General features: G+C 44.2%; 9 protein-coding genes. 5 read left to right on the forward strand and 4 right to left on the reverse strand.

Annotated features, from left to right (window positions below; all coding sequences use genetic code 11):
* Positions 1–6: 6 nt before the first annotated feature.
* From BUC01_RS01010 to BUC01_RS01025, 4 genes are all read right to left on the reverse strand, one after another.
* Complete coding sequence (locus BUC01_RS01010; protein ID WP_025830501.1) at positions 7–852, reverse strand: helix-turn-helix transcriptional regulator; 846 nt, start codon at positions 850–852, stop codon at positions 7–9.
* Between the two features lie 129 nt (positions 853–981).
* The gene (locus tag BUC01_RS01015; RefSeq protein WP_025830500.1) at positions 982–1956 is read right to left on the reverse strand and encodes a fimbrillin family protein; all 975 of its coding nucleotides are present in this window, start codon (positions 1954–1956) and stop codon (positions 982–984) included.
* 39 nt (positions 1957–1995) lie between these two features.
* Positions 1996–2949, reverse strand: coding sequence for a DUF5119 domain-containing protein (locus BUC01_RS01020; protein WP_073312444.1), 954 nt, complete (start codon positions 2947–2949; stop codon positions 1996–1998).
* A 5-nt stretch (positions 2950–2954) separates the two neighbouring features.
* Positions 2955–3920 carry a DUF3575 domain-containing protein gene (locus BUC01_RS01025; protein WP_025830499.1) on the reverse strand — a complete coding sequence of 322 codons (966 nt, stop codon included), beginning with the start codon at positions 3918–3920 and terminating at the stop codon, positions 2955–2957.
* Between the two features lie 700 nt (positions 3921–4620).
* On the opposite strand from BUC01_RS01025, the gene BUC01_RS01030 reads away from it, so the two are divergent.
* From BUC01_RS01030 to BUC01_RS01050, 5 genes are all read left to right on the forward strand, one after another.
* Positions 4621–5220, forward strand: coding sequence for an RNA polymerase sigma-70 factor (locus BUC01_RS01030; protein ID WP_025830498.1), 600 nt, complete (start codon positions 4621–4623; stop codon positions 5218–5220).
* Between the two features lie 65 nt (positions 5221–5285).
* Positions 5286–6338, forward strand: coding sequence for a FecR family protein (locus BUC01_RS01035; RefSeq protein WP_025830497.1), 1053 nt, complete (start codon positions 5286–5288; stop codon positions 6336–6338).
* A 96-nt stretch (positions 6339–6434) separates the two neighbouring features.
* Entirely contained in the window at positions 6435–9938 is a 3504-nt protein-coding gene (locus BUC01_RS01040; RefSeq protein WP_034523874.1) for a TonB-dependent receptor, read from the forward strand.
* A gap of 18 nt (positions 9939–9956) precedes the next feature.
* Entirely contained in the window at positions 9957–11690 is a 1734-nt protein-coding gene (locus tag BUC01_RS01045) for a RagB/SusD family nutrient uptake outer membrane protein (RefSeq protein WP_025830495.1), read from the forward strand.
* Positions 11691–11765: 75 nt separating this feature from the next.
* A complete protein-coding gene (locus tag BUC01_RS01050; protein WP_244895721.1) occupies positions 11766–12593 on the forward strand; it encodes a glycerophosphodiester phosphodiesterase family protein in 828 nt (275 codons plus the stop codon).
* The last annotated feature ends 16 nt before the right edge of the window (positions 12594–12609 follow it).

Raw genomic sequence — 12609 nt, forward strand, 5'->3', positions numbered from 1 at the left:
GAAGATCTATGCAGGTTGTTCGTGCCGCAATCCACGGGGAGAAGAGCCGAAGTTCTTCTTACAAAAGTTGGAGAAGTGGGGCAAAGACTCGAAACCATATTTATAGCAGATTTCGGAAATGGTGGCTTCTGTGTAACGGAGGTCATAGGCTATACTTTCTTTGCGTTTCTCCATCATCCATTCATAAACAGGTTTGTGGAAAACTGAGTTGAAGATGCGCCGGAAGGTGGTGGTGGTGTATCCGCCTAATTGGGCAAGTTCTTCCACAGTCTTCACCTTGGCATGGTTTTGCAGGACGAAATACTGGAAAGAGGAAGTGTACTTGGAAAGCGGGTGCACCAACATAGAGAGGTCGTAGTCCGAATAAAACTGTCCGAGGATGAAGGCAAGTTCTTTCCTCTTAAAGGAAAGCAGTTCGCGGCAAATTCTTTTTTCCGTCAGATAGGACTTCGAAGCTTCCAGAAAGAAATTCAGTTCAGGGATTATCTTTAAAGGTGAGAAAATGAGCGGAGGGGTTACCTCTGCCATAATATGCTTATAACGCTTTTCACAGAATTGTTCCGGCTGATTGAAACGATAGCAAACACATTCGGCATCTGTCAGAGCAAGGACTTCATACTTTGAACCAATGGCTTGAAGAATAAATTCTCCGGCACGCAATACGGTTCCGGCATACTCCTGACTGTTGATAAGTATTTCTCCTTTCAACAGGAAAATCATGATGTTTTCTTCGCATTGTTGAACAGGGAGATGAAAGCCTCTGGGATGAGAAGCATACATTATGGCATTGTCCACAGCCCTCGGACATTCCTGGCACAGTATGGTCGCCCCGCAAGAGGAGTAATCATGCATTGTAGATTGAATGTTTTTGTTTGTTATTGTGCCGCAAAAATATGAATATTTTGCTGAGATACAAAAAAATCCCCTAAGACTTTTTAAGGGAAAGTCTTAGGGGAAGGAGAATTATGAGATTATAAAGGATTATTCAGCGGGAGGAGTGACAGGGGTATCATCAACTGTGCTCCAAGGTCCAACTTCAGGAGCAAAGCTAACAGTAGCTGCAGTATTTGATAAAGTTAAAGTATAGCGCACTTTCTTACCTGCTTCCCAAGCAGCTGTGTTATTCAAATCAATAGTTGTATTAGTTACTACATCAACTTTTACACCATTTTTATAAACGTCATAACTGAGCTTTATTTTAGCCGCTGCAGTCATTTGTTGAGGCATTAGCATTAAAGCACCATCTACTTGATCAAGTTGAACAGCATCAGTACCTGTTACAGAAGCATCTTGTGCAATAGGATAAGAATAAGAAGCATCTGTTGTCCCAGTAGCATTCCAAGTATCATTTTCAAATGAGTAAGTACCTGTCTTTGCTATTCCCTCAAGAGCAAGTGCAGTAACTTTATAAGTTAAAGCATCAGCACCTTTCACAGAGAAGTTGACTTGAGTTAACGCATGAGCAAATTTAAGTGTAACAGCAGTACTTTTTTTAACCTCATCTGTCACTTTTGCTACAACAAAATCTTTCTGTTCAGATGCAAGTGCTTTTATTGTATAGTTAAGAGTTGGATATTTAGCATTTTCAGCTACACTATAATTCGTTGCGTTATCATCTACTGCATAAGCAAAAAACTGAACTTTACCTTCATAAGGCCAATAATATGTACCATCAATAGTCCATGTTCCTGAAGGACAAGTTACTTTCACCCCCTTCATAAAAGCATCACCAAGTTTAACACCTTCAACACCAATAGCATCTGCTGTATTATACGCATATACAATAAAACCACTATTTTGCAAATCTACATTTTCTGTCACAGCAGCTCTTGTAGTCTTACTCACCACTGTCCCAAAGTTAATCTCCGCTTTGTTACCAACATTCTCAATCTCTTCATTCTGCGTGCAACCTACGATTGCCAAAGCAGCAACGGCTGCCAATAAAATCTTCTTCATAATCATTTGTATTATAAGTTAATATATTATTCTTTATTTTCATTCTACGGGCAATTCCACATTCGTCTCATCGTCCCAGTCTCCCACATCACCTCCGATACCTCCGCCACCTCCGGGAGGGACTTCCACATCATCCACCTCAATCTCTTCATCAATTGGTATCTCTATATCTGTCTCCGGTTCCGGCTCTTCTTCCCCACCCGAAGGAGGAGGAGGTGGAGCCACAGCTTTTGTAATATCAACCTTAACCTCCTGAACCGTATTATCCACTTTTATCAGCAATAACTTCATCGTCACCTCTCCACCTGCGCGGGTACTTGTGAACGTCGATGCAGAGAAAGCCGAGAAACTGCCACGTAACACATCATCCCCCCTATTGGCCTCTACATAAATCGGTGCAACGCTGGACGTACAAGTGCCATCACTTATAAAATAAGAACCATTCATCCCATCCACATTGCAGACAATGCTTGCCACATTCTTCAATCCCTTCACCTTTATTTCAAAAGAGTAGTGCTTGACTACCAACTTCGGTTGAAACTCCATCAACAACACATCGTCACTCTTTTCTATTCTCATATCATTCATACTTACTACATACAAAGGGTCGGGTGCCCACACCATCTTCTCGCTTGTGTCAAGACCCGAACAGTATCCCGTATAAGCCTCAATCGTTTCATACGCTCCATCGCCACGAATCTGTACACACTCCGTATTATAATTGTAAATCACCATGTCATAATATCCCGGAGGCACTTTCACTTCGCCCCCTTCAACCGACAAGTAACTCTCTACCTTTCTTCCTTCTTCGCTCTTCGGATAGAAGATAACCCGCATACCTTCGGGCAGCTCATCTGCCACTCCTTTCCAATTGAACTTTATCTGTACCCCACTGACGGGATAATCGTCCAGCATATCTCTGAAACTGCATCCTGCAAAGAGTACCGATAGCCCGGACAGAAGTAAGAGCAATATATATATCACATTCCTCATAGCTTTCACCTCCTTCCCTTAATGAGCCACACCAAAGAGACTTTAGCTTTTGTAGGCCCAATAAAATGATAGCGTCCGCTACTTGTCCAAATCAAATCACCTTCATAAGTGGTGTACTTGCGATATTCCGTCTCCAGATAACCAATGCCCACGCTGAACTCAATAGCCAGGTGCCGGGCCAGTTGGCGACTATAACCATAAGTCAGACCGGAAGCTGCGTAGTGATCGCCCCGATACCCCTTATCTTCGTCAAACTGAAAATCGTACACTCCCCCTTCGGCATATACTCCCAGAAAATGTCCTGTCAGGCAGTCACGCTTTTTACGGTTTCCCAGCCAAAGGCGAGCCTCAACACCCCCCGAAAGAAGCTGATAACAAAAGCCACGCGCATTGTCCGACCACCAGGGACACTTATATTCAACATTCAAAGACCACCGCCGTCCTACCGGCAACTCTACTTCCAAATTTGGAGCCAGTGCCAAATCATACAGTAAATTGTTTTTTATAGCTAATACCGTCCTATTTTTAAATTCTCTCTTTTTCTTATTTTCTATTGCAACGGGAGTAGGCACTGGCTCCATTTTCAGTATCGGCAGACTATCTGCAGGTAACGACAATTCTATTATGAACAAATCATTTTCTATCTTTCTCACCTTATCTATCTTCGGAAAGATGTGTTCCGATAAATAAACCCAGGCTTTACCTTCATTCAACCGGCGCAGCAACTTCATCAACTTCCCGAAATCTCCGTAATGATATCTTATCAGCATCAAAACTTCTTCCCGGTCCGGAACCTGCGGGTCGTCCGTTATCCATTGATAAACTCTCCCCCACGTTTCGGGTTGCACCATCCGGTCTCGTACTTTGCAAGTATCAGCGTCCGCCGCGTATCTTTCAGCGCGCGCCTCTTCTTTTCCTAATATCAAAAAAGAGAGTATTAAGAGTATGTATGAAACGACGCGAACCCTCATATCTTTGCTTTGTATAGAGGCAAAAGTATATCATATAATTTTAAATAAATACAGATTCTATAACTCTTTTCAGTGTGTGAAAGGTTCTGTGAAACGAATGAAACAGATTTGCAACTTTGCGACAAACATTCCCTGATTGTAGCTGCATATACCTCCCTGAATGCAAGATTTACAGATAATAACGAAACCCTTGCAAGTGAATAATTATACTATTTATTTACTCCATTAAAGTATCAGGTATATACCCGAACCGTGTCAAGCCCGTACCAAGTCCGTACCTAAGCACATCGGCATACTATCAAAAAGACAACTCGTGTGCGAAAACAGTGAATATCCGTGAAAGAATTTTAAAAGAAACAGTAAACAGAAGCTGCGATTTGGAGGCAATACAGCAAACTGTTATATTTGCATTGTGATTTTTTTCATAGTATTAGATTTAAGGTTAACAAAGGTTGGAGTACAGCGGTACTCCTTTTTTTATGCCCTATCGTCAGATATACTGTTCTGACCCAAGTAAATGTCTACCCTCACTCACATTCGCCCGTTTCTTTTTCAGTATTCGGAAAGGCTCAAGAACTCGTCCAGCATAACTGCGGCAGAAAAAGCACATTCAGTATTCGGTTATTCCGGAAATTATTAATAATATTGTAACCTGTTACGTAAGCACAAGGCATACCTTTGAAGCCTAAATCAATAATATATGATTGCAAACGAAAATAGAAGTGAATTGCTACAATTACTGAAGGAGGGTTCTTTTTCTGCATTCGAGAAGCTATACAATCTGTATAGCGGTAAACTCTACAACTTTATGATGCGTCTTTCTTCCGGCAATCAGTATATGGCCGAAGAGGTAGTGCAACAGACATTTATCCGCCTGTGGGAAGTGCGTGAGAAGGTGAATCCTACCGAAAATTTCGTTTCCTACCTCTGCACCATAGCCCGTAATCTGTCGATGAATATGTACCAGCATCAGACTGTGGAATACATCTATGCCGAATACCTGCTGAAAAGTAATCCCGACCGGGACCATCAGACAGAGGAAAGCACAGACCTGCGTTTCTTGAACGATTATATTGATTCGCTGGCCGAAGAACTGCCCCCCTCGCGCAAGAAAATCTTTCTGCTCAGCAAACGTCAAGGCTATACCAATAAAGAAATAGCTGAAAAGATGGGTATTTCAGAGAGCACCGTTGCCACCCAATTGTCGCTGGCCGTGAAGTTCATGCGCGAACAATTCATTAAGCATTATGATAAGCTGATTCTCATCCTATGGGCCTTTTTTGTTAACGAAATGCAATAATAACGGCACAATTGGATAAGAGAATGAAAGTAACTGTATACACATATAGAAATAAGTAAGAGAAGATGGAAAAAGGATATTATAAGAACTTAGCCGAAAAATACTTCGCAGGAGACATCACAGAAGCGGAAATCAGCGAACTGGCAGGATGGATACGCAACAATGCCCAACTGACAGGATGGTGGGAGAAAGAATTTGAGAAGTCCGCCGCCGACATCAGCCCCGCCCTGCGCGATAAGATGTTTGCCAAGATTAAGACGGAAGTTCTTAAAGAGGCTCCCGGAACTTCCGAGGTCTCCGGGCTTTCCGACAAAGACGCGGCTGCCACACATACACCGCAACAACCTGCCGTGAAGCGTACACCGGGCAAAGCACTGGTTCCCGCCTGGGCAAGATGGGCAGCCATGATTTGTATTCCCATCTGCATCGCCTTCTTCACTTACAATATTCTGAGTATCTCCAATACCGATAAAGCCCGTTCACCCTTCATTGTGAAAGCCGACAAGGGCGATAAAGCCACTGTAGTTTTGCCCGACGGTACAGACGTCATCCTGAATTCCGCCTCCCAACTCAGCTATCTGAGCGACTTCGGAAGAAACGAACGCCGCGTGCAACTAGAAGGAGAAGGTTACTTCAAAGTGGCACATGATACCCGCCGCACCTTCATCGTGCAGGTGGACGAACTGGAAGTGAAAGTAATGGGTACGGTGTTCAACGTCTGCGCCTACAGTAACGACCAGGATGTGACTGTCGTCTTGCTGGAAGGAAAAGTCGGTGTCTATACGCCATCCACTTCTACCACCCTAAGCCCCGGAGAGAAGATAAACTACAACAAGTCCACCCGCAAACTGAGTACCGAGAAAGTCTATCCCGACGACTACGTAAGCTGGACAAAAGGCAGTCTCTACTTCCAGAACGAATCTTTGGAAAACATCATGAAAGCCCTTTCACGTGTGTATGACGTCACAATACGTATCGACTCACCCAAGATATCCGAAGAACGTTTTACCGGCACTATCCCCGGTGGAGGTATACAGAACGCTTTAAACATCATCATGCTGACCTCTCCGTTCCGTTATGAAATGGAAGATTCAGTTATTATATTAAAGGAGAAATAGCTGTTGGTTTGTTAATGTGAGTTAAAAGAAGGAAGCCGCTTGGACGGCGATATAAGGAAGCCTGTATACCTATCAAACCAACTTAATTTATTTGATATGAAAAACAGGAAACCAAAGAATCTAAGAACTATGCGGGCGCTTTGCCTCACCTTGTTCTTGAGTGTATCACTCAGCCTTTTCTCGCAGATCACCGTCACTGTGGAAAACACGCCATTGCGTGCCGCACTGAAAAAGATTGAGCAGGTAAGCAACTACAAGTTCTTCTACAATGAGAAGCTGGCAGGCCTCGACCAGCCCATTTCTTTCAAAGTAAGCAACGCCACCATTGAGCAGACTTTGCAAAAAGTGCTGGCGGGGAAGGAGCTTACTTACAGAATGGAGAAAGACAATGTAGTAGTGCTGTTGCAGAAGGAGGCTGTGAATCAGAAAACTAAGACGATCACTGGAACGATTGTCGATGAAAAGGGAGAAACGGTAATCGGAGCAAGTATTGCCGTGAAAGGAACTACTCTGGGCACCATCACCAATGTAGATGGCGAGTATACACTGGCCAATGTTCCGGAAGATGCAGAAATCACCATCTCTTTCATCGGTTACAAGACTTTGGAGTTCAAAGCAAGTGACAAAGCTTTATCCAAAGTAACCTTGAAGGAAGATAGTGAGATGTTGGATGAAGTGGTAGTCGTAGGGTACGGCTCTCAAAAGAAAGCAAATCTAACAGGTGCAGTCGTTACGATTTCTGCCGAAGACATCAACAACCGACCTGTAACTTCCGCCGCCGGAGCCTTGCAAGGCGCAGACCCTTCCGTGAATCTTACCTTCAACTCCGGTTCCTTGGACTCCGGTTATAGTGTAGATATTCGAGGTGTCGCCTCTATTAATGGTGGAAATCCTTTGGTCCTTGCAGATGGAATGGAAGTGAACTTAAGCCAAATAAACCCAAATGACATCGAGTCTGTTTCAGTGCTGAAAGATGCATCCGCAGCAGCTATCTATGGAGCCAAAGCTTCCTCGGGCGTCATCCTCATCACTACAAAGAACGGAAAGAACACGAACGGAAAAGCAACCATTTCATACAATGGTCGTTTAGGATGGCAACAAAACACCACTTCAACAGATTTCATATCAACAGGCTACGATCACGTAAATATCGTAAACAATTTCTACGAATCCTATCAAGGCAAGTTAATGGCAAACTATACCGAAGACGACTTGCAAATGCTCTACGACCGCAGGAACGACAAGACGGAAGATCCCAGTCGCCCTTGGACTGTGACAGGCGATGACGGCAAGTATTATTATTATGCCAACTTCGACTGGTACAACTACTTCTACAGAAAAACCCGTCCCGAGCAAGAACATAATGTCTCCTTCACGGGAGGCAATGAAAAAATGAATTATTTCATAAGCGGCCGATACTTATCGCAGGATGGCATCTTCAACATCTATGATGATAACTATAAGAACTACTCTTTCCGTGCCAAGCTCAACGTCAACCTGACTTCACGCCTACGCTACTCTGCAAACGTAAACTATAACTCAACAAGTTACAAATATGCAGGTTATTATGATGAACAACAAACAATTCACAGCCTGCAATCCAACATTTTATCGTCATTCATGCCGCGCAACCCCGACGGTTCTGTAGTGCAATACGTCAACCAATTGACTGCAAATTCTCCGTTAGGTGCCGGTCATGGGGGCTTCCTCACTGCCAACGAAGCACGCAACTCACGGGATAATAAATACTGGATACTCTCCAACCAGCTCGATTTTAAAGTAACCGAAGACCTCATTTTAACCGCCTCTTACGCATACAAGAACCGCAATCGATTGAATAAAAGGCGGAGTATGCCATTCGATTACTCCCGCCAAGAAGGAGTATTCTCAACGTTCACCTCCGGTACAATTACCGATTTCTACCAAGAGATACACCATGATATCGACGACCATAATGTGAATGCCTATGCCACTTATGAACATACTTGGAAAAACAAACATAACTTCAAAGCTGTAGCCGGCACTCAATTTGAAGATTATCGCACTACCGAACTATCCGTAAAGAAAGATGATTTATTGAGTAAAGACCTTAGCTCCATGAGTATCGCAACAGGAGAGTCCACCGTTACGCAGACTATTTCCGCATTCCGTACTTTAGGTTTCTTCGGTCGTGTCAATTATGATTTTGAAGGTAAATATCTTGCAGAAATCAGTGGCCGTTGGGATGGCACCTCCCGTTTTGCCTCCAAAGACCGTTGGGGATTCTTCCCTTCGGCATCCATAGGATGGCGCATGAGTCAGGAGAGCTTCTGGGAACCGTTGCGCTCCTTCTGGAACAACAGCAAATTCCGCTTCTCCGTGGGTAGTTTAGGCAACCAACAAGTCAGCAACTATGCCTACATAGACAAAATTTCAACAGATAACCTGATGCAATATACGTTCGACGGGACGAAACGAGCCAATTATGCCAGCATATCAGATCCCATATCCTCTTCGTTAACCTGGGAAACTGTGACGACCTATAACTGGGGGCTAGACTTCGGCTTCTTCAACAACCGCCTGAATGTAACCGCTGATGTATTTATGCGCGACACCAAAGATATGTTGACCACTTCCCTGACCCTGCCCTCTGTATATGGGGCAAAAACCCCGAAAGAGAATTGTGCTGACTTGCGTACAAAAGGCTGGGAATTGTATGTGGCATGGAATGACCAGTTCAATTTGGCTGGTAAACCCTTCAAGTATAATGTTTCGGCCACTATCGGCGATTATACTTCCAAGATAACCAGATACAATAATCCGGACAAGCTGATATCTGACTACTATGAAGGGATGACTTTAGGCGAAATCTGGGGATACAAAGTAGACGGCTTATTTGCGACAGATGAAGAAGCCGCCGCCTATCAGGCTGAATATAATGATAAAGCCGTCAATGGACGTGTATATAGCTCAAAAAAAGACAACTATTTAAGAGCCGGAGATGTACGGTTCAGAGACTTGGATGATGACAAGGTTATATCAGAAGGTTCCGGCACAGTTTCCGATCCGGGTGATAAAAGAATTATTGGTAACAGTTTGCCCCGTTATTCATATACATTCCGTTTGGGAGCCAACTGGTTAGGCTTCGATGTTTCAGCTTTCTTCCAGGGAGTTGGCAAACAGGACTGGTATCCCACCACCTATGCTTATAACTTCTGGGGACCTTACTCCTTTCCCTCACTGTCTTTCATCCACAAAGACTTCCTGCAAGATTGCTGGAGTGAAGAAAATCCCGGCGCATACTTCCCACGGCAGAGAGGATATGCCTCTTATAGTGGCGGTGCACTGGGAGTAACTAACGACCGTTACCTGCAAGATGTCTCCTATCTTCGCCTCAAAAACCTGACGATAGGTTACACCATTCCTATCAATAAGAAGATACTTAATTCGGTACGCGTATATGCCACCGGTGAAAACCTGTTCTACTGGTCGGCTCTGAAGAAACATAATAAAACGGTAGATCCGGAACTGACTAATACTTCTTCCACCTACAACGCAGGCTCAGGAGTGGGATATGGTTATTCCAAATCTTTCTCCGTAGGTATAGACGTTACATTTTAATCTTAAATAGAATTGAAGATGAAAACAATAAATAAACTATGCATTGCCCTCCTGGCAATAATGAATTTAACAGCTTGTGACGGTTTACTCAACATGACTCCGGAAGACACCCTGAGTCCGGGAACATTCTTCTCTTCCGCAACCGAACTGCAATTGTGGACAGACGGATTTTATACCCAACTGGAGAACGCAGACGATGTGGTGGCTACTAATGCAGACGACAATATCGACAACGAACTGGGCGCCGTGTTGCAAGGCCAACGTTCGGCAGCAGACGAAAACGGCTGGAACTGGGATAAACTACGCACTATCAATTACTATCTGCAAAACTCTTACAGGTGTAAGGACCTGGCTGCCAAAAACGAGTATGACGGCGTTGCATACTTCATGCGGGCCTATTTCTATTACGTAAAGGTGCGCCGCTACGGAGATGTACCCTGGTATAATCAGGTTTTGACATCAGTAGATCAGGAATTATTATTCAAGCCGCGTGATGACCGGGGGTTGGTGATGGACTCAGTAATGAGTGACCTGGATAAAGCCATCCGCTTATTGCCCGCCAAGAAAAGTACCGCAAGAGTAACCAAATGGACGGCATTGGCCCTGAAAACCAGAGTGGCACTGTACGAAGGTACTTACCGCAAATACCGTGGCATGAACGATGCCGACAAATACTTAAAGCAAGTGGCGGAAGCTGGCGAGACTTTCATTAAAGAAAGCGGATATAAACTGTATACAACAGGGGAAACGCCCTATCGTTCCCTGTTCAACAGCATAGATGCATGCACGGACGAAGTGATATTGGCGCGTCTGTACAGCCAAACGGCGAACGTAATGCACGGTGCTCCCTTTGCTATCAAGAACGGACGTCAGGGATTTACCAGACGCTTCATGAACCATTACCTGATGGCAGACGGAACACGCTATTCGGACAAGGCAGGCTGGCAAACAGACGACTTTGTAACGGAAACCGCAAACCGTGACCCTCGTATGCAACAAACCGTTCTGTGTCCGGGATACATTCAAACCGGTGCTTCCAAAGTTACGGCTAATGATCTGACTGCATTAACCGGTTACCAACCCATCAAATTTATAGGAGAATCCAAATACGACGGTGCCAACAAAGCATTCACAGACTGGCCTTTATTCCGTACAGCCGAAGTCTACCTGAATTATGCGGAAGCAAAAGCGGAATTAGGTACACTCACTCAAAACGATTTGGACATCTCTATCAATAAACTGCGCGCCCGTGCCAAGATGCCCGACCTGAACATGGATGAAGCAAACTCAGACATCGACCCTCTGATGGCAGAATATTATCCCAATGTAACTCAAAGTGCAAACACAGGCGTCATCCTTGAAATACGCCGGGAACGCACCATAGAGTTGACAATGGAAGGTTTCCGCCTATGGGACATCTTCCGCTGGAAAGAAGGGCAGCAACTGACGAAACCTTTCTACGGATGTTATTTCCCCTCCGAAGGTGAATACGACATGGATGCGAACGGAACCAATGACCTCTTGCTTTATTCTACAGATAAAGGTAACTTTAAAGGTACTGCAAAAAAACTGGGCAAAGATGTCATATTATCCAATGAAACTTCCGGCTACATCTATGCACTGGATAAAATAAAAATAACCTGGGATGAAACCAGAGACTACTTATGGCCGATACCGGCAAGTGAGCGCGTCGTAACCGGAGGTGTACTGACACAGAATCCGGGCTGGACAGACAGTACTAACTTTGATTAAAATTTCACGATGAATAGGTATATTATTTATATATTACTTCTTTTTGCTGCCCCGTCCTACGGGCAGCAAAACAGAATGAGCTTCCTTCTGAATAAACTGAATGACGGTGGCAAATCGGACTATGTGATGATTTTCGCTCACCGTGGCGACTGGCGCAATGCACCGGAAAACTCTCTCCAAGCTTACCAAAGCTGCATTGATGCAGGCTTTGACGGCATTGAAATCGATGTGCAAATGACGAAAGACAGCGTTATCGTAATGATGCATGATAAAACAATAGACCGGACTACCACCGGAAAAGGGAGAGTGTCCGATTACACTTTGGCTGAATTAAAGAAGTTGTATTTGCGAAGCCCCATCGGCGTTGTAACCCGTCAGCGTATTCCAACGCTGGATGAAGTGCTGGAACTTACTAAAGGGAAGATGCTGATTCAAGTCGACAAATGGCAACCGGTTAAAGAGAAAGTCGTAGAGGTAGCCAGACAACACGGATGCCTCAACCAAATCATTCTACGTGGCACCAAGAACAGTAAAGAAGTAGCGGATAACTATGGAAAATTATTGGAAGGACTCATTTACATTCCTGTATTAGTCTGCAAAGGTGAAGGAGATAATGAGAAGCTGGATGACTTTATGGAGCATATAAAGACACCTGTTATCAGTCTCTCCTTCAAACGGGACGACTTCCCCGCCATAGACCGTGCAAAGGAGATAAAAGACCGTGGTTTCCGTATCTGGTACAATTCCTTATGGGCAGAATTCAATGGAGGACATGATGACGAACTGGCAATGGACGACCCGGACAACAGCTACGGCTGGCTCTTGCGAAAAGGCGCAAACATCATTTTCAGCGACCACCCATTCTTATTGGATGCATATTTAAAGAAAATCGGTAGAAGATAATTAAAATCAAATAGAC

This window comes from Bacteroides stercorirosoris (assembly GCF_900142015.1).
Taxonomy (GTDB): domain Bacteria; phylum Bacteroidota; class Bacteroidia; order Bacteroidales; family Bacteroidaceae; genus Bacteroides; species Bacteroides stercorirosoris.

What these genes read in the sequence shown, in the direction of transcription:
- BUC01_RS01010 (WP_025830501.1), bottom strand. Translation starts at nt 852, where the DNA reads ATGCATGATTACTCCTCTTGCGGGGCGACCATACTGTGCCAGGAATGT.
- BUC01_RS01015 (WP_025830500.1), bottom strand. Translation starts at nt 1,956, where the DNA reads ATGAAGAAGATTTTATTGGCAGCCGTTGCTGCTTTGGCAATCGTAGGT.
- BUC01_RS01020 (WP_073312444.1), bottom strand. Translation starts at nt 2,949, where the DNA reads ATGAGGAATGTGATATATATATTGCTCTTACTTCTGTCCGGGCTATCG.
- BUC01_RS01025 (WP_025830499.1), bottom strand. Translation starts at nt 3,920, where the DNA reads ATGAGGGTTCGCGTCGTTTCATACATACTCTTAATACTCTCTTTTTTG.
- BUC01_RS01030 (WP_025830498.1), top strand. Translation starts at nt 4,621, where the DNA reads ATGATTGCAAACGAAAATAGAAGTGAATTGCTACAATTACTGAAGGAG.
- BUC01_RS01035 (WP_025830497.1), top strand. Translation starts at nt 5,286, where the DNA reads ATGGAAAAAGGATATTATAAGAACTTAGCCGAAAAATACTTCGCAGGA.
- BUC01_RS01040 (WP_034523874.1), top strand. Translation starts at nt 6,435, where the DNA reads ATGAAAAACAGGAAACCAAAGAATCTAAGAACTATGCGGGCGCTTTGC.
- BUC01_RS01045 (WP_025830495.1), top strand. Translation starts at nt 9,957, where the DNA reads ATGAAAACAATAAATAAACTATGCATTGCCCTCCTGGCAATAATGAAT.
- BUC01_RS01050 (WP_244895721.1), top strand. Translation starts at nt 11,766, where the DNA reads ATGAGCTTCCTTCTGAATAAACTGAATGACGGTGGCAAATCGGACTAT.